21 protein-coding genes are annotated in these 20,740 nt (G+C 56.5%); 7 read left to right on the top strand and 14 right to left on the bottom strand.

From position 1 onward, the window contains the following. The 3 genes from EGT36_RS28260 to EGT36_RS28250 all read right to left on the bottom strand — a co-directional run bounded on the left by EGT36_RS28260 (position 1) and on the right by EGT36_RS28250 (position 7,317). Positions 1-639 (bottom strand): hypothetical protein, encoded by a 639-nt coding sequence (locus EGT36_RS28260; RefSeq protein WP_125271611.1) that lies wholly within the window; start codon positions 637-639, stop codon positions 1-3. Between the two features lie 410 nt (positions 640-1,049). Continuing rightward, positions 1,050-1,994, bottom strand: coding sequence for a helix-turn-helix domain-containing protein (locus EGT36_RS28255; RefSeq protein WP_125271610.1), 945 nt, complete (start codon positions 1,992-1,994; stop codon positions 1,050-1,052). A gap of 220 nt (positions 1,995-2,214) precedes the next feature. Next, a complete protein-coding gene (locus tag EGT36_RS28250) occupies positions 2,215-7,317 on the bottom strand; it encodes a strawberry notch-like NTP hydrolase domain-containing protein (protein ID WP_172965741.1) in 5,103 nt (1,700 codons plus the stop codon). Between EGT36_RS28250 and EGT36_RS30720 the strand changes: the two genes are divergently transcribed. Next, positions 7,261-8,025, top strand: a complete 765-nt coding sequence (locus EGT36_RS30720) for a hypothetical protein (RefSeq protein ID WP_172965740.1) — start codon at positions 7,261-7,263, stop codon at positions 8,023-8,025. The genes EGT36_RS28250 and EGT36_RS30720 overlap by 57 nt on opposite strands. Before the next feature lie 561 nt (positions 8,026-8,586). Here the strand turns inward: EGT36_RS30720 and EGT36_RS28245 are convergent. Then, positions 8,587-9,846: a hypothetical protein gene (locus EGT36_RS28245; protein WP_125271608.1), complete on the bottom strand. Its 1,260-nt coding sequence runs from the start codon at positions 9,844-9,846 to the stop codon at positions 8,587-8,589. 192 nt (positions 9,847-10,038) lie between these two features. Between EGT36_RS28245 and EGT36_RS28240 the strand changes: the two genes are divergently transcribed. From EGT36_RS28240 to EGT36_RS28230, 3 genes are all read left to right on the top strand, one after another. Then, positions 10,039-10,293 carry a type II toxin-antitoxin system VapB family antitoxin gene (locus EGT36_RS28240; RefSeq protein WP_172965739.1) on the top strand — a complete coding sequence of 85 codons (255 nt, stop codon included), beginning with the start codon at positions 10,039-10,041 and terminating at the stop codon, positions 10,291-10,293. Beyond that, positions 10,293-10,697 (top strand): type II toxin-antitoxin system VapC family toxin, encoded by a 405-nt coding sequence (locus EGT36_RS28235; RefSeq protein WP_125271607.1) that lies wholly within the window; start codon positions 10,293-10,295, stop codon positions 10,695-10,697. Before EGT36_RS28240 ends, EGT36_RS28235 begins: the two co-directional genes overlap by 1 nt. Before the next feature lie 200 nt (positions 10,698-10,897). Further along, positions 10,898-11,725 carry an IS5 family transposase gene (locus EGT36_RS28230; protein WP_067489441.1) on the top strand — a complete coding sequence of 276 codons (828 nt, stop codon included), beginning with the start codon at positions 10,898-10,900 and terminating at the stop codon, positions 11,723-11,725. Positions 11,726-11,948: 223 nt separating this feature from the next. Here EGT36_RS28230 and EGT36_RS28225 read toward each other — a convergent pair whose 3' ends face one another. Genes EGT36_RS28225 through EGT36_RS28190 form a run of 8 tightly spaced genes read right to left on the bottom strand, consistent with a single transcriptional unit; the run spans position 11,949 to position 17,325 of the window. Continuing rightward, positions 11,949-12,500, bottom strand: a complete 552-nt coding sequence (locus EGT36_RS28225; RefSeq protein ID WP_125271606.1) for a hypothetical protein — start codon at positions 12,498-12,500, stop codon at positions 11,949-11,951. Then, entirely contained in the window at positions 12,500-12,787 is a 288-nt protein-coding gene (locus EGT36_RS28220) for a hypothetical protein (RefSeq protein ID WP_125271605.1), read from the bottom strand. Before EGT36_RS28220 ends, EGT36_RS28225 begins: the two co-directional genes overlap by 1 nt. Then, on the bottom strand, positions 12,780-13,526 hold the full coding sequence (locus EGT36_RS28215; protein ID WP_125271604.1) for a YcbK family protein: 747 nt from the start codon (positions 13,524-13,526) through the stop codon (positions 12,780-12,782). The genes EGT36_RS28220 and EGT36_RS28215 overlap by 8 nt, the downstream gene beginning before the upstream one ends. Next, a complete protein-coding gene (locus EGT36_RS28210) occupies positions 13,523-14,743 on the bottom strand; it encodes a type IV pilus twitching motility protein PilT (protein WP_125271603.1) in 1,221 nt (406 codons plus the stop codon). The genes EGT36_RS28215 and EGT36_RS28210 overlap by 4 nt, the downstream gene beginning before the upstream one ends. Before the next feature lie 10 nt (positions 14,744-14,753). Continuing rightward, positions 14,754-15,923 (bottom strand): type IV secretory system conjugative DNA transfer family protein, encoded by a 1,170-nt coding sequence (locus EGT36_RS30715; protein WP_172965738.1) that lies wholly within the window; start codon positions 15,921-15,923, stop codon positions 14,754-14,756. After that, positions 15,911-16,153: a hypothetical protein gene (locus EGT36_RS28200; RefSeq protein WP_125271602.1), complete on the bottom strand. Its 243-nt coding sequence runs from the start codon at positions 16,151-16,153 to the stop codon at positions 15,911-15,913. Before EGT36_RS28200 ends, EGT36_RS30715 begins: the two co-directional genes overlap by 13 nt. Continuing rightward, positions 16,153-17,124 carry an acetate and sugar kinases/Hsc70/actin family protein gene (locus EGT36_RS28195; protein ID WP_125271601.1) on the bottom strand — a complete coding sequence of 324 codons (972 nt, stop codon included), beginning with the start codon at positions 17,122-17,124 and terminating at the stop codon, positions 16,153-16,155. Before EGT36_RS28195 ends, EGT36_RS28200 begins: the two co-directional genes overlap by 1 nt. Positions 17,125-17,136: 12 nt before the next feature. Beyond that, complete coding sequence (locus tag EGT36_RS28190; RefSeq protein WP_125271600.1) at positions 17,137-17,325, bottom strand: hypothetical protein; 189 nt, start codon at positions 17,323-17,325, stop codon at positions 17,137-17,139. Positions 17,326-17,508: 183 nt separating this feature from the next. On the opposite strand from EGT36_RS28190, the gene EGT36_RS28185 reads away from it, so the two are divergent. From EGT36_RS28185 to EGT36_RS28175, 3 genes are all read left to right on the top strand, one after another. After that, positions 17,509-18,564: a hypothetical protein gene (locus EGT36_RS28185; protein ID WP_125271599.1), complete on the top strand. Its 1,056-nt coding sequence runs from the start codon at positions 17,509-17,511 to the stop codon at positions 18,562-18,564. A gap of 93 nt (positions 18,565-18,657) precedes the next feature. Beyond that, a complete protein-coding gene (locus EGT36_RS28180) occupies positions 18,658-18,981 on the top strand; it encodes a hypothetical protein (protein ID WP_125271598.1) in 324 nt (107 codons plus the stop codon). A gap of 44 nt (positions 18,982-19,025) precedes the next feature. Continuing rightward, positions 19,026-19,448, top strand: coding sequence for a hypothetical protein (locus EGT36_RS28175; protein ID WP_125271597.1), 423 nt, complete (start codon positions 19,026-19,028; stop codon positions 19,446-19,448). Here the strand turns inward: EGT36_RS28175 and EGT36_RS28170 are convergent. Together EGT36_RS28170 and istB are read right to left on the bottom strand one after the other, a co-directional pair. Beyond that, positions 19,445-19,714: a hypothetical protein gene (locus EGT36_RS28170; protein WP_125271596.1), complete on the bottom strand. Its 270-nt coding sequence runs from the start codon at positions 19,712-19,714 to the stop codon at positions 19,445-19,447. The two genes, EGT36_RS28175 and EGT36_RS28170, sit on opposite strands and share 4 nt — an antisense overlap. A 290-nt stretch (positions 19,715-20,004) precedes the next feature. After that, positions 20,005-20,739, bottom strand: a complete 735-nt coding sequence (gene istB, locus EGT36_RS28165) for an IS21-like element helper ATPase IstB (protein WP_003501246.1) — start codon at positions 20,737-20,739, stop codon at positions 20,005-20,007. Position 20,740: the final 1 nt, after the last annotated feature.

Genomic DNA, 20,740 nt, shown 5'->3' with positions numbered 1-20,740 from the left:
TCAGCCTCTATTCGCGCCCGCCGGGGCGAACATATTGTTGAACAGGTCCGGTGCTGTCCCGCCGCCCGAATTGGTGCCGTTGCTGCCCGAGTTGCCTGCTGGCGGCGTGAAGATGGGCTGCGTTGGAGAGCCAGAGCCGGAGACGGTCGAAGTCGTGAAGGTGTACTGACCAATATTCGGAAGATTTGGGATATTGATCGGGCTAATGCTCGAACCAGAGCCGCCGAGCAAATCCGACATCTGTGATCCGATAGCCGAATCGAACGAGTACATCTGATTGTTGATCTTGCCGACTATGTTCTGGAGCTGATTGTTCAACACTTGGCAAACCTGTTGGGTTGCCTGCTGAATAATCTGGTCGATCAACTGCGACCCGATATTGCCCAAGAAATCGAAGCTGGTTGGGATCAGGTTCGATAGATCGAAGGAATTGAGGAGGCTCGATCCAAGGCACGAGTTTGCCCCATTGAAGTATTGCGATGAGTCCACTTTGGCCGCATCGAGCAAGGCAATCTGACGTTGGACGGCCAAATCCGCAGCCTGCTGAATGCCACAACCTGTAGATTGCGCCGACGCTGGCGCGGCATACATAACAGCCGCCAGCAGAGCGCCCCCGAGTACAACTCCAATTCGTTGCATCACCCTCTCCATTTAGCCCACGCGCGATTGCCACGCGCTCACAGCGGTCAGTGCGATCTTCACGTTCTGATGCGAGCAAATGCTGGCAAGCAGATCGGCGGCGACCGTAGCCTCGACGTTTAAGCCACGTTCCCGTCGCTCTGACGCATAGTGCTCGAAAACAGGGAGCAAAACGCTTGCTCTCAGCTCGCTAATTTGTCCGTTGTCTCTTCTGCTCTGCGTCATAACGATTTACCGCTTCGTGATGATACACATGATTTTCACACAAACAAATACTGCATAATTTCCAAAAAGGCCAATCGCTTTTGCAACCGTCCACGATGGCGCGCGCGACAGTTCGCAGGGCAAGCGAATACGACGCGCTTCCCGTTGGAAAAGCGCCTAATCAGCCAAAAATGCCCGGATTTGCGCTAAGCGCTACGGGCAGAAGGCCTTAGACGGCCAACATCACATACCTGTGACATTATCGCTGTGGCTGAGGCCTTTATCCTTCTCGAAAGCCCATTGGACGGTTCAGGTTTCACAGGCGTTCCAGAATGATATGAATTATATGAATCTTCTTTCTGGCTGTATTTTTGCACACCCCCCTCAAAAAAAGAGAGCTGTTCGGGCGCATTTTCGGAGCGATACCGCTTCCAGCCGCGCAATCGGTTACGGCAATAGGCGACTAGCTTTTCCAACGGCGAGGCCAAAACCCTGATCACAGAGACAGTTCCTCTTAGTCGGCCCGAGTCGATGCAGATCAGCCGAAGTTCGGTCAGTAGCTTCAAGGACTGGTTGACGGAAGATCGGGAAACCCCCGCCATTTCCGCAATTGTGTTGATAGACGCATCGCAACGGTTTCGTGATCGTGCGCTCAACCTGCAAATGACGGCGAGCACGGCGCGGGCGGACGAGCATTTAGGGAGCCGCTCGATAAAGGCAAGCGGCATCTGATGCACCAGAAAATCGGCCAGTTCTCTACGCCGCCCGGCAGCAACGCGCTTTTCTGGAAGTGTCTTGGATATGCTCGGCAGCGGCGGCGGAAATCGCCGCGCCAATCGCTTTGCTGCTCCGGCTTGCGCCAGATCCCGCAGTTCTTGGCGGCGGACCGCAGCAGCACTTGAGAGCGCCTCCGCGATCTCGTCTTCACCGGGTGCCCCGGTGTAGCGGCCCCAAAGGTCTCGCATCAGTGAATCGACAGCCGCAATCGTTGGCAGTCGGCCGACGATCTCATTCGCGTTGAAGTTTGAAAGGCCTGCTGGGCCTCTCCAAGCTGGGTTTTCGTCCATTTCTGTCCCACCAAATTGTGGGGCCAAATCAGCCTGTGAAAGGCAAAAACCCTTGCATTCCTCGGAGAAGCCGCTATCTTCCATGGTGACAGAACGGAAGAGGTTTTGGCTTATCCGAAGATCGGATTGGTTTTTAATCTCTCACACAAAGCCCCGAACGCGATTTAAACCCGCGAGAGGGGCTTTTGCTTTTCTAGCCCTATTTCATCCAAACATTCCCAAATCACTAAGACTCGTTACACATTCATGCGAATGTGACGCGAGAATGTGAAATTTGTCAAATCCCACTGATACTCGCGCCATTTCACATTCCCACCGACATCATAGAAGATGCCGAGTTATCCTGTTTTGCGGAGCGAGAAACAGTCGTTTCCAGCTCCGTTTTTGCCGCCTTGTCCGCCGTCAGTTCAGCCGCAAGGTGACGTGCCGTGACTTGCGCGAGATCGTTGTACGCAACCAGAGCGCCTTTGATTCCCACCATCCCCGAGCCAAGCTTTGGATCGAGTGAGGCTTGGCAGATCATGCGCGCGATCTCGCTGTAATCCCCCGAGGTCCTTCCAACAGTGGCGTGCCGGAGCGTGGTTCCCGATATCCCGCGGTTGTTCCATTCTGCGGCCATGCCATTCAATTTCTTGTCGCAAAGGTGATTCTTTGCTTTTACGACCATATCATAGGAATTGCCCCTGTAAGCCGCGAATGCCCCAGCCTCGCTAACAGCCGAGGCAAGGCGGGCAATTCCAGATGGATCATGATAATTTGAAAAGGTGCTTTCCCCGTCTGAGCCGCGTTCACGAACGCGCAACGCGCAACAGGTGCTGAACATCTTTTCGTTTGGATCGCCAAAGGGATCAGAGCCGACGAAAAGCCCGGTATTCACGGCTCCCAACTCGCGGACTGCCTTGACGAACTCTACATGCAGATCGGCGATTAAAGGTTCCAGCGCCGATTTGAGATCGGATGGCTCCACAGTGACATTCTGGTCCGTGAGCCGCATCTGAATATCTCGTATCAGATGCGGGAGATAATAATCGGTCAGAGCCTTGGTTTGCTCGATGGGCGCAAGTCCGAGGCCCTGCGACATGGCATTGAATGCATCGAGCAGCGCCCGGACCCTTTCCTCATCCGGCTTCACATAGGAAACGCGGCTCGCGATGCTCTTGCCCAGCCGCTCGATCACCTTCTTGTGCCCGTCTTTTTTCAGCAGGTAGCAGTGGCGGATTGTGCCGTTCTCGTCCGTGTACATTGCCTTTTCGCCCATCCGTTTTCCGGCAAGGGCCGATACGGCGGCGAAAAGGTTGCCCTCTACCGCATAGCGGGTGCGAGCCACATGCCCGCCAGCAACGTTCTCGATCAGGGCTTCCATCAGTTGGGCTTCGGCGGAACCGTCTCCGAATTTTGCCGGATGTAGGAGATCGTCGGCGGCCTCGGCATGGAGCTGGCCACCGGTCGAATGAAGTGCCTCGGTCAGAATCTCCGACCACATTGGAGCGATCTCCTTCATCAGACCGAGAGCATTGTCGTTGAGCTGGGCCGCCGTAAGCACCCAAGCATCTTCACCCTTTAGCCTCGCCTCTTCGGAAGCCGCGAATGCGCTTGCCAGAGGAAGATCGATCAAGCGCTCTTCGCCCGGAATAGCCAGACGAATGTCCCACGCGCCAAGATTCAGCGCCTTTTCTTCATCGAACCGCACGTCTGTTATGACGGCCGGTATCGCGATTTCCCCGTCAGCAAAGCTCGTGCCCTCGATGTAATCTACTGCTGCTTGAAACAGCGATGTTTCACGGAGGCGGCCAATGGTTGACGGATTTACAGCGACAATAGCACCTGGCTCTAAGAGCGGAGCGATCTCGCGAAGGAATAGAACCTTATTACCGGCCTCGATCACCATCTTATCGAAGCCCTTGGCATCTCCGGCCGCCTCCACGGCAGCTCGCCGCGACCAGACTTCCGCAGCCTTTTCGACGCTATGCTCTTGTGCTCCGAGGCTACGCAGATCGGCGGCACGGTTCATCAGGCGATCAAATATGGCGTCAGCAAAGGAGACATCCTTACCGAGAGTGCCGGGGGCAACCTCGTCAATACGCTCTTCGACCGTGATCCGGCGTCTGGTGATCTCGTCAACCATGCGGCCCTCGCCGCGAACTATCGCTTCGTCAACGCCCGCAGTCCGGATAGGCTTCACCGCCTCGCGATAAGTGATCTTGTTGAGGACAAGCGAGCGCTCAGACATGCGTTCGGCGGCCTTGTCGCCCGCGATCAACTGACGAACTTCTTCGACCTGCGCTTTCCAGTCATACTCCCGCAGTCGTAACGGGTTCTCTCCGAGAGCGTCCAATAGGCCTACACGCATCTGAAACGCTGTATCCAGTTCGCCCATGATCGCGCGCTGCATTCCAGTGGGCAGCGCGATCATTCGTCCCATCAGTTTTTCCGAAAAGCCGCTCCTGATTTTCTCTGGATCGATATCAACATCGATATTGATGTCGAGCAGTTCCGCGATGTCGGGATTGTTCGAAAGATACTCGAATGAGACAAACTGGCCGACCTCATTGAGGAGATCGAGTGCTTCGCTTATGTTCGACTCATTCTCGCGGGTGGCAGTGCTCGCCGAAGTGAGCGAGCGATTCTTGCGATTGAAGAGCTGCGCCAAGCGGTCTGATGATGCAAGGCCCTGTTGTGGGATCGTATAGAGCGGCGGATGCAATTGCCCTACCCGATTGATGCGCCCGTCGATTTGGCGTTCTTGCGCCACATCCGCCTGCATCTGAGCTTTGATCATCTCACGAGGCCGGACATCGTAGCCAACTGCGGGTGATGAGTGCGCCGAAAGACCGACTGCGGCTGATTGGTTTAACAACAGAACGTCAGCCCGACCGTTGTTGAAGGCAGAGACGACATCATGCTTGAGCGGCTTTTGCCGCGAGGTGGCAACATACCCACCATCATCGGTTTGCCGAATGGTGTAGGACCGCCCTGTGATCTCGCCAAGTGTGAGGCCGTGCTTTTCGAGAGCTGCCGACAAGTCATCGATCACAGAGAGTGACAACATCGAGAAGTCGGCTTCATCGACCCGCCGATTAAAGTCCACAAGCCAGCCCTCGTATTCCTCCAAACGTATATCGACTGTCACCCCGAACCCGTTTGATTCCTTTACCGTGAGGAGCCGGTCGGCCATCCGCTTGACGACATGACCAAGATGCGGCTTCTCCGACAGGCGGACTTCGCCGCCCGGAGCGATAACCGCTACCTCGTCATCGCCTGACAGTGTTTCTTCGATCTGCTGGCTGATCAGATCGCGCAATAGCGCGTCCCCTGTGTTGGCAACCGCGATCACGGGCTTTCGCCCCTCGCTGATCGAGCGCAGCACCATATCTTCCAGAAACACGCCATTGATGGCGAGCGTGAGATAATTCGACAGATGGTGGAACCGCGACGCAGGCGACTGATAGTGAACATTCACGAGACCAAGCGCCCGCTGGCGCTCTGAATCCGAATGAGCTGTTTCCTTCACCAGATTTTCAAGCTCACGCTCTCGCTCCTGCGACCACGCCTTGACCTCCCGGCCGAGTGCAAGAAGCTCAGCCATGTGGTTCGCAAAAAGATCGACCTTCTCAAGAACCTGAGCATAGCGATTAGGATCAATGTCCTGTAGCGAAAGCGTCTCGCGCGCCACGTTCGTATTGTCCAGCTCGCGGGCAATCAGGGCACCACCGCGCGCCATTTCAAAGGACAGAGCTTCTTGCAGGGCAAGTGGCTCTTGCTCAATCAGCTCCACAAGCCTGTCAGTCGGCAAGCCGACATCCGGCAGCGCCGAACCATAGACCCGTAGATTGCGCGCGCCTTTCAGCGCAGTGCCCGACGAATAGGCAACCGATCCGCCCAGCTCGGTCACATGCTCGACAAGCGATTGCATCATGCGCCCGACATTCGATGCTTCGCCAGCAGCCTTGTGTGATTCATCCATCATCAGGAGCGGCGGCCTGTCCTGCCGCTTCAACCATTCGATGATAGCTTCGAGCTTTGCCTCTCGACCAACAGCGCCTAGCTGAGAATACGACGACAGGATCATATTGATCGAGCTGTCGATTTCCTTGCCCTTTTTGGAAGCGGCGTTCCCCGCCTTGAAAACATAACCGTGCGCTCCGCGCCGGACCCCCTCGAACTCTGGATCGATGATGGAAGCGTCTGGCGTGCTGTTGACGATGTAGGGCCGAATATGCTCGCCGAGATCGGCGGGACGGGTACGCAGTACCGTCGCCACGTCTCGCGCAACAAAGTCCGTGAAAAGGGCCGGGTTATCCGTGAAGAATAGCACCGGCCGATCTTCCTTTAAGGCAGCGCGCGTCAGGGCCGCGAGCTGGCGGCCTTTGCCCACGCCCATCAGGTCGCCAATGATAACCGACTTCGCAGTAAGTGCCTTGTGCAGAGCAAGGCCGACGCCATCCACCTGCCCCGCGTGCAGGAGAGTGCCAAGTTCTCCTTCGGGCACGCCGAGCTGATCTGCCACAAAGGAATCAATCGGCCCCCGTACTCGCTCAAGATCGGCCAGCGCTTCCGCGACGGGAGCGGCAAGCGCCTTCTGGATCTTGAGCAGCGGGCCTCCCACTTTCGAGGCAGGCTCATAAGTGACTTGGAAAGGATCGTTATCGAAAACGATGTCATCAATGAGCACTTCCGGTGTGATGGCGAAGCTTTCTTCCTCGTCCAGATCATCCGGCATCGACGCCGCAAAGATCGGCGGCGTTGCTGGCCCCTCCTCCGTTGCGGGAATTGAATCAGCCGAAGGCTGCGGCGAAACAGCTTCCTCCGGCACCGGACTGCCGGAAGACCCCGCCGATGCCGGGCTAAGCTCCGCCGTATCCGGGGATGGTCTAGGCGCTACGCCCGCAACAGGGCCATCTAACACCGGAGAGGTAGGCGTTTCTTGCTTCCGGCCGCCTTCATGCTCACCAGCAGACCTGCTCCGTCCAATACCGGATGATTCAACAGATGCTGGCCGGGGGAACCACCGCCGTTGTCGCGGTTTCGGTGGGGTGGCTGGGCTCGGCTCCTGCGCCTCCAGCGGCGCTGCACGAGCTGCCGCTTCTTCCTGTGCAATCTCTTCGGCCGACCAAACACCGCGACGTTCCATGATCTCGACCATGGCCACTCTGGCGGTGTCGCCCCACGCGAACAACTCATCCGTCGTCCGCAGATAAGGCAGCTCTGCCGGAAGCGATTTAACCGCTTCGCCAGACATAGGCTCTTCGAGCCTTGGTCCCAAAGCATACAGAATGACTGGAAACTCAGCTCCCGATTTCCGATACAGGCGGCCATCTAGCATCGCCGCACCGGCAACCTCGAAAGTTGCGTGCAGATATCGATTGAAGCTGTCGAGCGCACCTTCCAGCTTGCCTTCGGTTTTCATTTCACCGGGCAGCACGAGGAAAGCACGGCCGGTATCGGCCTTCAAGAACTCCAGAGAGTCATAGACGATCCGGTGATCGAGCCGGTTAATTGCCAGCTTTCGGCCATGCCGATCAGTCTCTACAGTTTGCTTCAAGCCTTCGAAAGGCGGGTTCGCCAGTACGGCGTCGTAATTTCTGCCCTCCGCATTCTCCCCCTTGAATGGAAATGCGCGGGCACTGATCGATACTGCGGACGCGCCAGCTTCCCGAAGCGTCCTTGTCCCGCGTGCTGCGCGATCTTCATCGATTTCAAAACCCTCGACACGGGCGCCAGCCACGGCCGCGCCAATGGCAAGCGCTCCGTTGCCCGCAGTCGGTTCGAGCACCAGATCATCGCGGCGAATCCGGAGAATGTCCGCCGCAACCGCGCCGATGGGCAGCGGCGTAGAATACTGTTGCAGCCGGAGGCGGCCTGCCGTCCGTTCGGCATGGGCCGCTACGCGGTCATTAAGCTCGCGAGCGATCTCGCGAAGCCCGATCCCCTGTCCCGCCAGTCTCGCCGCCTGCACCACAAGCGATGCTTCGATTTCCTCCTGCAATGCGAAGAGGTTGAGGCTCTGCTGGTTGGGGTTAGCTACGATGTCGGAATGAAGCGCCGTGAGTTTCCTGCGGTCGAATTGCTCACCAGTGGCTATCGCGCGGGCGATCCCCTCGGCGCAGCCGCGTAGATCAACAGGGCTGATAGCCCGCAGGAAACGATCCCGATAAACGCCCTTCTCCCGCCCGTCTGGAAGACGGTCATACTCATAGTGCGGCTGATTTTCCATATTGACGGCTACACGGCCGCCAATCGTCTCATAAACCACCGACCCGGCGAGATTCATGCCGATACGGCGCGGCGTTTCCATCGCCGCCAGCCCCGCACCGTTCAGGCAATCGCGGAATCTGCGCATCAGAACGACATGATCGTCCAGATCGACAGTCCTGTCGCGTTCACCAAGATTGGAGGCGCTGACTCCCATCCGCGACCACAAATCAGTGGCACGTAGATCATCAGGGGGCCGAACGACAAAGGCCGTGGCCACGTCCGTCTTGATCATATTCAGGATCGGGACGTTGTATTCCTTTAATGCAGCCTCAACAGGCCGCACGCCGGTATCCGTGTTCACGACGATCAGAAGGTCACTATTGCCCGCGTGCATACGCGACGCGCGCGGGATATACGCCGCTCCGATATTGTCCTTCGCGAGTATGGGGAGAACCACCGAAGGCATCGACGCCTCCCGGTGTTAGAAGTTCAGCGAAGGACCGCGATTCAAAGTCGCTTCTGCGCTCTTCTCGGCAGTCTTCTTTGATTCCGCAGGGGCATCCGGCCGCTTGAACTCGATACCATGCAAGGTTCGGTGCGCGCGTTCAGCAACCTTTGTCAGCTCGGGCGGATTTTCTGGCTGCTGCTTGGGAAGCGCCTTGCTCGCCATAACGGACGTTGCTGCCGGACGTTCCATCATTTCCCCATCGGCGCGGCGGGTTGCAACGGAAACCACGCCGGGGAAGACTTCATTCGCGAACATCTCTTCCCGCTTGGCGATGTGCTCTTCTGCCGCCTTGAGAAAGGGCACTGTGTAGCCCGGCGTAATGGAGACCTTCACGCCTTCGGCCTTCACTCCCTCGTAGTAATCTCGAAGGGTCTTCTCGATATCACCCCGCTCCGGCCCGTCAGCAATCCGCGAAGCGATCTTCTCGAAGGGTACGCCCGCAACTGACGCAAGAACCGTCATCGCGATGCCAGTTTTTTTATCAAGGGTCATCCGGTCGAGAGTGTCACCGAAATTCGAGGACAGACGATAATCCCCGGTGCCAACCTCATAGCTGAAAGAGCGTGCGAAATAGGTGTTGAAATCAATGTACCCACGCTCATTCGGCTGGGAGACAGTGACCATCAAAGTACGCGTCATCAGTCCGTCGCCCACTGGTGATTTTGGGTCAAAGGCCGCAGAAATAGCGGATCGGGTCTTCGCCTGATCGGCGGGATCGAGCGCCACGGCCGCGTCAGGCTGATAGACTTGGAGACGCATCGAGCCATTCTCGAACTTCTGCAAGCTGATCGTCCCGCTCAAGACAGCCTTGGAATCCGGGTCTGGAACCAAGCCGAATGCCGTTTGGGCATAGTAGTTCTTGTCAGAAAAATCGAGCCGCACATTGGTCAGTTGCAGCACGCCACCCGGCTTGACGTAAAACTTATCATCCTTCGGATCGGCGAATCTGTCCAAGCCTACCTGATTTGACAAACGTTGCGCCCATATCTCGACACGCTCACGGTCATCGTCAATTCCGGCCTTCATGATGTTCGCGGCGCGAGCCGGTGACATCAGGCCAATTGTCAAAGGGGCACCAGTCACGACATTCTTTCCCGTGACCGTAACGATGTTGTCTTTTGCGGAATAGCTCTCGACTTGGAGAGCGACATTGCCCAGCATGGCTGGACGGTCGGGCCGCGATTCGCTGTTACCAGACTTCGCGGATTGCCTGCGATTCGGGCGCATTGCCATGAAAATCCCTCCTATCAACTGCCCACTCCGGCCGGAAAACGGCTCCTGCCTCACTAAAGGGCGCTGGAAAAATTACATTGTCAAGTGTAAAGAGAAAACACTGTATAACGCAGCATCCGCCCAATCGCCAAATTGCTTGTAATAAGCTACACGCGAGCGTAAAGTGTGCTACACGCTCGGAGCTACACAATCATGGTTTTGAACATTCGGAATGAGGATGCTGACAAGCTGGCTCGTCAATTGGCCAAGATCGACAAGTCCAGCATCACGGATGCGGTGATCACTGCATTGCGCGAAACCATCGCCAAGCGGATGCACACTGAGACGCCCCGAGAGACGGCGAGAAAAATTCTCGCAAAACGCGGCTTGTCTTTCCAGCCTAACCGCAAACCGGTGCCACCGGAAGCCTATCACGATCTTGACCATGATCTCAGCGAGGGCAAGTAATGTTCGTTGATGCCTGCGCTATAGTTTCAATGATGGCTGGCGAGGACAGCGCCGACGCATATGAAACCGCCTTGATCGAGGCAAAGGCCCCGTTCACGTCCGTCCTCGCAGCATGGGAAGCCATTATCGTTCTTTCACGCCCCGATCAGCTCGATTGCCCCTACAGCGCGGCCGAGGGGGCGGTGGTCGAATGGCTGGAAGCCCGTAATATCCGGCTGCGGGAACCCGGATCGCCGCGCCGTGTCCTGCAATACGCGGTCGCGGTCGCCGAGCAACACGGCATCGGCAAGCGCCATCTCAGCAATTTCGACTGCTTTCACTACGCCTATGCGAAGGCGATGCGGGCACCATTACTCACCATGGACCAATTGCTTCGCGAAACGGATATTTCTAGTCTGCCGTAGGTCATGACCTGTCGCGACGCTTGCCAATTATAATAGCGCCATTACCGGCTACCATCGTATTCACAATATCATATCCTGCTTCATCAAAATCGCCATAGAGCCTGATCCGAAATTAAGTTGAGTGGTGTCAGCGGGTTAGCTTGACGCCATCCCAAGTCGCTGATTCACGGGGTTTTGCAACAAACTTCCGGAGTTCGACGATGTGGACCGACACCACTCGGGCGCAGTATGCCCGTGCACAGCTGACTTTGCCAAGCGATTTGACTGACGCGGAATGGGCCGTGCTGGAGCCGTTTCTTCCGCAGCCTTCACAGGTTGGGCGTCCGCGGAAGTGGCCGCTGCGGCGCATCGTCGAGGCGATCCTGTATCTGCTGCGCGGAGGGCTGCCTTGGCGGATGTTGCCGCCCTGCTTTCCTCCGGTCTCGACGGTACGACGCTGGTTCTACCTGTGGCGCGACAATGGTCTGTGGCTTTCGCTCAATCATGCTCTGCTTCTGATCGGCCGGGAAGCGGCAGGGCGCGAAGCGTCGCCCAGTGCAGGAGTGATCGACAGCCAGAGTGTCAAAACCACCGAGAGCGGCGGGCCTCGGGGCTACGATGCGGGCAAGAAAATCAAGGGGCGCAAGCGCCACATCCTGACCGACACAGACGGCAACCTGGTTCATGCTGTGATCCACACCGCCGACATCCAGGATCGCGACGGGGCACCGTTCGTCCTCGCCGAAATAATCCGCCGCTTCCCGTGGCTGCGGCACGTCTTCGCCGATGGTGGGTATGCCGGTGACAAGCTCCGGGAGGCACTGCGCAAGATCGGAAAGAGCAAATGGACCATCGAAATCATCAAGCGGTCCGACGCCGCGAAAGGCTTCGAGGTGCTGCCGCGCCGCTGGGTGGTGGAACGAACCTTCGCATGGCTCAGCCGCAACCGACGTCTCGCCAAGGACTTCGAACAAACCATCGCCTCAGCAACCGCCTGGCTGTTCATCGCATCAATCCAGCTCTTCACACGCCGTATCGCAAGAGCATGAAATTACACGAGATAGTTTTGAATCAGACTCATAGCAATCTTCAATAGCATTGAGGAATAGTCTCATATTAACTTGAGGCAATTTTATTGTTTTAGATGAAAATAGGTTATTCTCAGTCTTCGTGACCTGTGGAGCTTCAACCCATTCCGCTTTAAATCTTCGCATATAAAATCTCCTACTGTGGATACTCCATAGTGAGCCGGTTCCTTCCGATGAACTGACGTTAAGGAAGGCGACCAGCAAGCGACAATGCGTACCGCAGCCCGCGAGCAGCCTCTCCCGGCATCATTAAGGCCGAACGAACTGAGTGGGCCAGAATCTGCGCGAAGGCGAGCGCCACGGCATCCCGTTCACGGGAAGCTGCGAAGAAGGAAGCCTTACGGAAAACCACTCCAAAGAGTGCTCCCCGCTGTAGACCGATCTCGAAACGGAAAAGCGTCTTTGACGGGCCATTGGCACCGAGCTGCTGCGCCGCGTCCGCCGCCAAGCCTATAAAGATCGGTAGCGCAAATTCAGGACTGCACCAGACGGCAGAGCACGTGTTACCGAAAGGCGGCCTCGTGGTCGCCAGCGCAGACGCCTTCTGCACTTCCGGTTCGCATTTATCGAGAACTCCTTGCATCATCCGCTTGAACATCTCTTCTTGCAGATGCACCGGTTCATCCTCCGGCCGTGACGGGGGCTGACGCGCGGCAAGGATACTCCCTATGGTTTCTTCAACCACGAGCCTCGACAAATTCGAGCAAGCGAACTCTTCACGAGACAAGGCCTGCATCAGACGCGGTATCTCCCCCGAAATCCGAGCCTGATAATCAACCGCATCAGCGTATCTCGCGGTGTGAACCCGGTAATTTTCGCATATATCGCGAGCAGAATGTAAATCACCCAAAAGGCGATAAAGAACATCCATAAATTGATTTTGGTGAACTGCCAGATCATCCCGAACAGTATGAATGTCGGCCCGATCAACATCACCGTACCATGCAAACCGAGAATCCCATTCAGCGGCTCACCAGTGAACCGCCAATTGTCACTCGTGTAACTAACGATCTCATCAGCCATTGTGCGCCACCATGTTGTTGCAGCCGCGCGGCCAGCAGCGCAGCTCTCCTACGTCGAGATGGGTGAAAGTCGAATAGAACCCCACTCCACCACCTTTGAAAGCAAGTCCAGCTATCCCGATGGAGCGCGCGGGATAGCCCGGCACCTTGAAGTCACCGGCTCGGCCGTAGAGATGTTGCGAATTTCGCGCCGCTCCCTCTATGCTGGAATTGTGCACTGGCGTCCGATACCCACTGGTCAGGATAAAGGGCAGCATGGAGCCGTGGATCGTCGCCATCGTCGACTGCACCGATGACACAAAATCAAGCAGCGCAGGATCAATCCATACCGCTTGATCTGCATCGGCCACGTCTCGCCAGAACCATGACAGCTCGGCAAGGGCATCTCGATAATAGCCTTCCTCCGTCCGATATTTCACCGCCATGCTCTCGCCGGTCGCCTGCCGGTAGAGCTGGAGGGTGCCGAAACCGTGAGTTCTCGGGTCGGAGGCTTCCCGTGCAGCCTTCTTTGCTTCCTCGTGTAGCCGCTTGTCATCGGCCGATAACTCTGATGACTCTTCGGTTTCGGGGATCTGGTCTGTCCCACTTTCGGGCGACAGTCGGTTTACTTTTTCAGCAGCGAGTTTCTGCTCTTCACTCGTCTGCGGGAGCGGATTGGCTGCTATCATAGATGGCATGCTACCCACCGTGACAGTGCCGATCCCGCCGACCACAAATGCTCGCCGCGTGAGGCTGATCATGAGAGCACCCTGTCAGTGCGCGGTACGCCATAGCGCCGCAACACCTTCTGCGCCACGTCTTCATCAATCTCACCGGCTTTGAAACGTTCGCGCACGCTGTCGCGCATCGACTTTCCGCTTTTGCGGGATCGCATCAGTTCCGACAGATATCCAGATGATCCGAGGAAGCCTACCTTGATCAGCTCTTGACGAATTTCGTCGTCCAAGATCACCCACTCGCGCATGCAGACGCGCCCGCCTGACCGGTTGCGGACGAGCACCTGAGAGACAACCATGTGCGTCGTCGCCACTGCCATCTCGAAAGCCTGACTCTGCTGTTCGCGCGGAAACTTTCCGACGATACGCTGAATCGACAACGCGGCAGTGTTTGAGTGGACGGTCGTATAGACGGCATGGCCAGTATTGGCCGCCTCCTGTGCTGCTGCCATCGTGTGGTAATCTCGCTGCTCGCCAATCACGATTAGCCGAGGCACGCGGCGCATAGCCTCTTGAATGCCTTTTTCGAAGCTTTCAAAATGCGTTGGAATTTCAGATTGGGCAATCACGCATCGATGTGACGAAATCGAGTCGAAAAGGAACTCAATCGGCTCTTCCAGCGTCACAACGTTGCCTTCAATCGCGGTGTCTTCCTCCATTACCCGGCGCAGGAGAGCCGCGAATGTCGTCGTCTTTCCTGATCCAGTTGGGCCGGACAGAATCACCGCCCCCATCTCAGGCGTCGATTCCGCAATAATATCTTCTTCGAGCTGGATATCGGATACGGTAGGAGGGTTAGCCGGAATGTATCGGCAGACCATCTGACCGCCTTGTCCGGCACCATAAGAGCAAGCCGAGACGTTCACGCGAAAGCGATAGACCTTCGGCTCACCATATTCGTCTCGATCACTGCGGTCGCGGACATCAATGCGCCTGTTGAACGCGCGGCCTCCTGCAAGGCGAATTTCGATATCACCGCCGCCGCCCGTGATCTGCTTTGCGGCTCGAATGAAATCGGAGTTGTCGTAAGTCCACTCTGTCAGCGCGATGTAAGAACCGCGCAGGTTCATCATGATGGGCAAACCAGTCTGGAAGATCACATCCTGACAGCCCTTTTTGGCCGCATAGGCGAGGACCCGCATGATGTCCTCTGACGATTCCGTCATCCGGTAGGCCTGCGACAAGTCACGTGCACCAGTCCACAGGCCCAGAGGAGAAACGTCAGGATTATACTGGTCCATGTCCGGTCCCCTATTTGGTCGATGATTTGGTTGCTCGGGGTGCTTGTGCCAGTCCCCGAACTGTCACATCAGCCGAACCCACCGGGAAGGCATCTGCGCCAGCTCCAGCTTTGAAACGGGGTGACACGGTGAGCTGAATGCGCTTCAAGCCGCGCAAAGCGACCTGACCGTCCCGGCTCACAACGAGCGCCTTACCGTTCATAACAGTCTGTGGAAGGGATATTGCGCCTTTCCGAGCTAGATCGTGAAAGCGCACCATTCCTTCAAAATCGCGGCGCATGCGGCGCTCGGCTTCCTCGAAATAAGCCCGCGCCTCCTTGATCCCAACAGCCTGACCGCTCTTGTAAGAGCCGTCCCACACCTTCTGATCCTTTTCAGTGCGGGGCCGCAGGGCGATGCCGTTGTAGGGATCGGACTGCATATGCAGATAGGTGCGCCATGATGGGGGTTGTGCAGTAAGCCGGGCCTGCGAATAGATCTCGAACCTACCGAGCGTAAGGTCGAGAACATTCGGCCCGTTTCTCTCGACGCGATCTCCGGTAAGTACCACCACAGGCGGCACAACATACTTGTTGATCATAAGCTGTGCGAATGGATACGTGCTATCGAGCCATGCACTCTGTTTTAGGAGCGCCGCATTGATCCGCTCGGCTTCCTGCGCATAGCCATCCCTTATTCCGGCCGTGCGTGCCGTCCTTTCCACCAGTTCGTCACGCGCTGGACCTTGGCCCGCCAGACCGGAACCGGGAGGCACCTGCGGCCCTCGCCATGTCGGCGTTTGACCGCGAAGATTGACCGCCGGATCAACCTCGATCCGTTTGTCTGCCCCCTGCCCTGCGGTGATCATTTCTCCGGTAGAAGGATCGCGAACAACACTTTGACCCGGCATGCCGGGACCAAGTGCAGTTGGCCCCTGATCCATCTGCGGATAGCCCGGTGGGTAGCCCATCGGAGGATAACCGGGATAGACGGGCGGATAGCCCATCGGCGGGTATCCGGGGTAGACGGGCGGATAGGTAGGATAAGCGGGATATGCGGGATAAGCCGCAGCTCCGGCATTCGGCACGTTGGAGTAGACGTTCTGCCGAACCGGCGACTGTTCTTCTTGTGCTCTGGCTGCTGACAAGGCCGTCGCCGAAATGCTCGCCGCCAGCGCCATCACAATGCCTAACCGACCCATTTAATCTTCCTTCCGACCATCTCGATAACCGCCGAACCGGCGACGAAGCTCGGCTTCTTACGGCGCTGTGCGTTTGCATGCTCTCGCTTGTACCCGGCGAATGCCAGCCGCGCGATCTCTGTGCCTCTCAGCAGAGGCGGAAGCCCCATGACATAATCGTGGAGTGTTTCACCGAGATAACCCGGAGAGATCGTCACCACGATTGGTTCGCTGTCCTGCTCGGCCGCCATCAGTCCACTACTCTGCCCCAACGATTCCCGCTTTTGAGAAGTCCTCGCACTATACTCATTTCACATTGTTTCGCAACGCGCGTATCAATGTGTTTCTTAGAAATCATTCCTGTCGAAAGCGCCGTCGCATGTCCGCCTCCGGCATAGATACGTTTGCATTCCTCGCCGAGCGCTTTTTGTACGAATGAAGCCCCGAACTCTCGCCATGCCTTATGGCGGGCGGCATCAATGAGACCAGTCACGTCACGCTCGATTCCACTGACTAAGGTGGTACGTGATCCCATCGTCTCCGAAACGCCCACTACCGGTTCTTCAAACTGTTCCTCAATGGCACTGATGGCTGCGCGCTCGACATAAAAATCTGCTGCGACGGAAGCCTCTGGCAGAGGATATCCTTTTGATAAGTTCAGACGCGCATATCGCCATTCACGCGCCCCACAATCGACACACGCCAGAAAACCGTCGGGGGGCACCGATTTGTCGTCAGGCTCCCCACGCATATCCAAAAGGACATCCGCTGCAAGCGCTGTTGCAGACCCCATTACCCCAATACGGCCAGCGCTTATCACGTTGCTAGCACGAGGTCGGGCTGTCTCAAGAGCATACCGCACGCTGTCGGCAAATGGGGTAAGCGTTGGCTCTGAAACATTCACCATCAGAACGTCGCATTGAGGCTCGCCTAGTTTGGAAAAGGCGGCGGATAGAAGTGCGCCTAACTTCTCCTGCGGTGACAATGCCCCGGCAAGCTCGCCCGTCACAAAACCGCGATATTCTGATCGATCTCCGACGCGGGCGATATCGTCACCGATAACCACATAACAGGGCAATTCGCTGCCGCTGCTATGTGCTCTCTCACCCAGCGATATTCGGGTTGGAAACGTGACACGCCGCGCGTGACCTTTTCCACTTACCATCGCCTTTGTGCTGAGTGAACCGATATCGACCGCGACCGTTACCAGACGGTCAGCCATGTAGCTGCCCCATCAGGAATTGGCGGTGTCTGCCGGTGCAGGCGGGTATTCTTCGGAGGGAGGGGCGACCTTGGGAACCGAAAGTGTCGTGCGGTTCTCTTCCAGTGTCTTCTTCACGAACGAATCTGTGCTGGTTTGCCCGGTGGTCTGGCATCCGGCAAGTGCCAGCGCCAGTAAAGCGATAGCTGCTGAAAATCGCATTTCTCAAACCTCTCCATGAGCTGCATTACACATTGTTATGCACACAATTTTTCAAAATGAAAAGCGCGAAAAAGCCACATGCAATAATGATATTGCACGCGCAATGAACGAACAGCGCTTGCATTAACCGCCTTGTGGATGATATGTGCATTATTGCATCGATACGTAAACGTAGGGGATAGAATGGAACTCGCAGTTAGGACAGAACGCGCATACCGTCGTGCTGGCCTGCGTTTTGACCGGGTTCTAGCGGAGGAAAATGTTTCTCCGAGTGCGACGGAATACGTCCGCGTCTTGACAGCCAGTGGTCGTCAATTATCAGCGTCGAGTTGGCGTTTCCTACGCGCGGCAATCAAGTGGTGGATTGGCGTGCATCATGGCTCCGAGGAAGCAGAGCTATTCACTCGATTATTCGCCGCTACCAAGCCCACACCACTGAAAACAAAACGACCTCCAAAGAAGCTGCCGCAACCGCTGGCCAAGCGTCTAGTTGATGCGTTAAGAAACACGCCAAAAGGGCGCAATAAACGCATCGCTGCGGACATGCTGATTGCGGGTCCAATAGTAGGATTAAGGCCGTGCGAATGGGCGCGCGCAGAACTTCACGGGGATGTTCTGCGCGTTCAAAACGCTAAGTATCGACCGGGAATTTCGGGCAACGGTCCTTACCGCGAATTGATTATAAATTGGGAGATTTTGACGCAGGAGCAGATTCAGTCAATTCGCCGCCTCTTGAACGATCTAATGGGCGCGGATTGGGAGCGGATCGGGGGGAATATCAGGCGCGCTTTCAATAACGCAAAGAAACAATTGAAGGCCGCTGGATCGATCACCAAGGGTCAGTCTCGAACTCGTATTTATGAGGCGAGACATCAGTTTTCTGCCGACGCAAAGAAAACGCTTGATTATGCCCGTGGCGAGGTTGCCGGAGCGATGGGCCATAGGGCTGCGACCACTGCGCATGTCGCATACGGCAATAGGAGTAAAGCCAGAGGCTCATTGCCTGTTAAGCCCAGTAGTGAAAGCGTTGCTGCTGTCTCTCCAAAATCGGTTATGAAGCTCGCATCAGCGCTCGCAAAAGCTGCCGCATTTAAGCTTGAGCTTGGTGCATCAAAGGCTGAGAGCAGTCACGGAAAAATGGTAGCCCCAGCGCCGTCTAAGTCGGGGAATATTGATAGTCCAAGGCCGCTGAATGGAATCAAGAATGGGCGATATAATGGGGGGCCAAATACCTCCTAATCGCCGCATATAGGAGCATTTCTCATTGCCATTCTATGCAGCGATTTGTATGCTCGCCATCATGTGTTTTTAACATTGGTATGGCAGGAAAGAATGGCAGCAAAATCGGTAAAGCACACCGGCGAAGCGCATGAGCTTGAAAAGGCGAAAGCAATTTTTGAGCGTGTTAAAGGTGATTATCGTGACGGGAAGAATCCCAATTCCCAACGCAGGCGTGATGCGGATATGATTGTGCATCTCTTGTCGGACGGCGGGGCAGCAAGATCGGCTGTTTTTGCTGAGACATTTGCGGAGCTTTTCGGCATTGACCGCAAGCGGGCAGGGCAACGGGTTCGAGACGCTATGGCCGATCTTATTGAGGCCGGAAAGATTGATAAGACTGACGAGTCCAGACCATCTTACAGCCTTCGAAAGTGAGGGTTATGATGAAAGGCAATTTGATCGTTGAGCAGGATAACCGAATGGTAGTCCACAAGAACATGGGAGCGGAGAACGTCGAGGGTCGGCGTATCGTTAAGCTCAACACAATGCCAATCCGGTTCACATGCCCGGCCGATGTCCTCGATGGTATCGAAATCGTCAGGGCGGACAGGCCCCAGCCTGACGTAGAAATCGCAATTGCGATTGACGGTGAAGGGGAAGTATTCGCTACCGCCAAACTGAAAGGTTCAACCGTCCGCAAAATCCTGCTCTTGATCCGTGACGATCTCGCCCAGCATGGTCGAGCCGGTCTTATCCAGTTCGCCGGTCGGATGCGGTCGAATAACGTGATTGAGGATGCGGGTCTGATCTATATGCCGTCACAGTCCATGCTGCCGAAGCTGGATGCGCCCAAGAGCGTTAGGCGTGCAGCTTTTGAGGCTCGCATGGTGCGCACAGCCTAACCGTTGCGTAGGCGGCGCACTTCCGCGTCAGTGCCTCTTTGAATGATCGTCATCGTCTCGAAATCGATCCAGAGACGGCCTTCTCCAGCAGGGCCTATGTCGATTTCGTTCATCAGATACACGAGAAGATACGGCATCGACAGATTGTGTAGAGTGCGGAACGTTCGTATCCGATTTGCTTCGGTGAGCGTGAAGCGCCCTGAATGAGCGATTACACCCCCCTCCCCGTTCGATAACTCGTTATTCAACCGCGCGTAGTCGATCATACGCCGATCTGATCCGTCAGGCTTCACATTCGCCACGTTCAGTCCGAACGTGAAGAGTTCACCCACGGATAGTCGATGACGGGTTGTAAATCGCGTCATCCTCTCTGATTGCCCAACAGGCAATCTCAGGGTGAAATTCTCAAACCCTGTCAATCGGCGTCGTAACGGGACCCCTTATCGGCTCCCAAAAGGGACCCCTGCCTCTAGTTGCATCGGGTCAGCGCGCGTAGGCCCGGGGCTCTCCATTTAGCGCAAGGGCCTGCGGGCGCGGGTTGTTTGTCTTTTCGGCTTTAGCTTTGAGAGCGGTTTTTAAAGCGCCAGGATTCGTTCCCGGTTTCCACGATCTCGCAATGGTGGGTGAGCCTGTCGAGCAGAGCGGCGGTCATCTTGGCGTCGCCGAATACGGCCGGCCACTCGCCGAAGGCCAGGTTCGTCGTGACGATGATGGACGTCCGCTCGTAGAGCCTGCTGATGAGGTGGAAGAGGAGCTGGCCGCCCGCCTGGGCAAATGGGAGATAGCCCAGTTCGTCCATGATGACGAAGTCGAGCCTGGTGATGAAGTCGGCCAGCCGTCCCTGTTTGCCGCTACGTGCCTCCGTCTCGAGCCGATTGACGAGGTCGACGACGTTGAAGAAGCGGCCGCGTGCGCCATTGCGGATCAGAGCACGAGCAAGGGCGATGGACAGGTGAGACTTTCCCGTGCCGGTTCCGCCGACCAGAACGATATTGTGCTGCTCGGCGAGGAAGGCCCCGGTTGCGAGTTGGCGCACCAGGCCTTCGTTGACCGGCGTGTCGGTGAAGTCGAAGTCGTCGATGTCCTTGGCCAGCGGCAGCTTGGCGACGGTGATCTGGTATTTGATGGAGCGCGCTTGCTTCTCGGCGATCTCCGACTGAAGCAGGTCACCGACGATGCGCGGCGGTTCGTGCTGTCGCTTGATGCCGGAGGCCATGATCTCGTCATAGGCGCTACGCATGCCGAACAGCTTCAGCGTGCCCATCATGTCGAGGATTTGGGATCGTTCCATA

This window comes from Agrobacterium sp. FDAARGOS_525 (genome assembly GCF_003938925.1).
Lineage (GTDB): Bacteria > Pseudomonadota > Alphaproteobacteria > Rhizobiales > Rhizobiaceae > Agrobacterium > Agrobacterium pusense.
Note: the sequence above shows the minus strand (reverse complement) of the source record. Positions and strands in the feature narration are given on the sequence as shown.

Coding starts and splice junctions, on each gene's coding strand:
- istB (WP_003501246.1), bottom strand. CDS start 20,739: ATGGAACGATCCCAAATCCTCGACATGATGGGCACGCTGAAGCTGTTC.
- EGT36_RS28245 (WP_125271608.1), bottom strand. CDS start 9,846: ATGGCAATGCGCCCGAATCGCAGGCAATCCGCGAAGTCTGGTAACAGC.
- EGT36_RS28200 (WP_125271602.1), bottom strand. CDS start 16,153: ATGGCGGCCGAGCAGGACAGCGAACCAATCGTGGTGACGATCTCTCCG.
- EGT36_RS28220 (WP_125271605.1), bottom strand. CDS start 12,787: ATGGCTGATGAGATCGTTAGTTACACGAGTGACAATTGGCGGTTCACT.
- EGT36_RS28185 (WP_125271599.1), top strand. CDS start 17,509: ATGGAACTCGCAGTTAGGACAGAACGCGCATACCGTCGTGCTGGCCTG.
- EGT36_RS28240 (WP_172965739.1), top strand. CDS start 10,039: ATGGTTTTGAACATTCGGAATGAGGATGCTGACAAGCTGGCTCGTCAA.
- EGT36_RS28260 (WP_125271611.1), bottom strand. CDS start 639: ATGCAACGAATTGGAGTTGTACTCGGGGGCGCTCTGCTGGCGGCTGTT.
- EGT36_RS28225 (WP_125271606.1), bottom strand. CDS start 12,500: ATGCAGGCCTTGTCTCGTGAAGAGTTCGCTTGCTCGAATTTGTCGAGG.
- EGT36_RS30715 (WP_172965738.1), bottom strand. CDS start 15,923: ATGGGTCGGTTAGGCATTGTGATGGCGCTGGCGGCGAGCATTTCGGCG.
- EGT36_RS28230 (WP_067489441.1), top strand. CDS start 10,898: ATGTGGACCGACACCACTCGGGCGCAGTATGCCCGTGCACAGCTGACT.
- EGT36_RS28195 (WP_125271601.1), bottom strand. CDS start 17,124: ATGGCTGACCGTCTGGTAACGGTCGCGGTCGATATCGGTTCACTCAGC.
- EGT36_RS28175 (WP_125271597.1), top strand. CDS start 19,026: ATGGTAGTCCACAAGAACATGGGAGCGGAGAACGTCGAGGGTCGGCGT.
- EGT36_RS28255 (WP_125271610.1), bottom strand. CDS start 1,994: ATGGAAGATAGCGGCTTCTCCGAGGAATGCAAGGGTTTTTGCCTTTCA.
- EGT36_RS28235 (WP_125271607.1), top strand. CDS start 10,293: ATGTTCGTTGATGCCTGCGCTATAGTTTCAATGATGGCTGGCGAGGAC.
- EGT36_RS28215 (WP_125271604.1), bottom strand. CDS start 13,526: ATGATCAGCCTCACGCGGCGAGCATTTGTGGTCGGCGGGATCGGCACT.
- EGT36_RS28170 (WP_125271596.1), bottom strand. CDS start 19,714: ATGATCGACTACGCGCGGTTGAATAACGAGTTATCGAACGGGGAGGGG.
- EGT36_RS28250 (WP_172965741.1), bottom strand. CDS start 7,317: ATGAAAACCGAAGGCAAGCTGGAAGGTGCGCTCGACAGCTTCAATCGA.
- EGT36_RS28210 (WP_125271603.1), bottom strand. CDS start 14,743: ATGGACCAGTATAATCCTGACGTTTCTCCTCTGGGCCTGTGGACTGGT.
- EGT36_RS28180 (WP_125271598.1), top strand. CDS start 18,658: ATGGCAGCAAAATCGGTAAAGCACACCGGCGAAGCGCATGAGCTTGAA.
- EGT36_RS28190 (WP_125271600.1), bottom strand. CDS start 17,325: ATGCGATTTTCAGCAGCTATCGCTTTACTGGCGCTGGCACTTGCCGGA.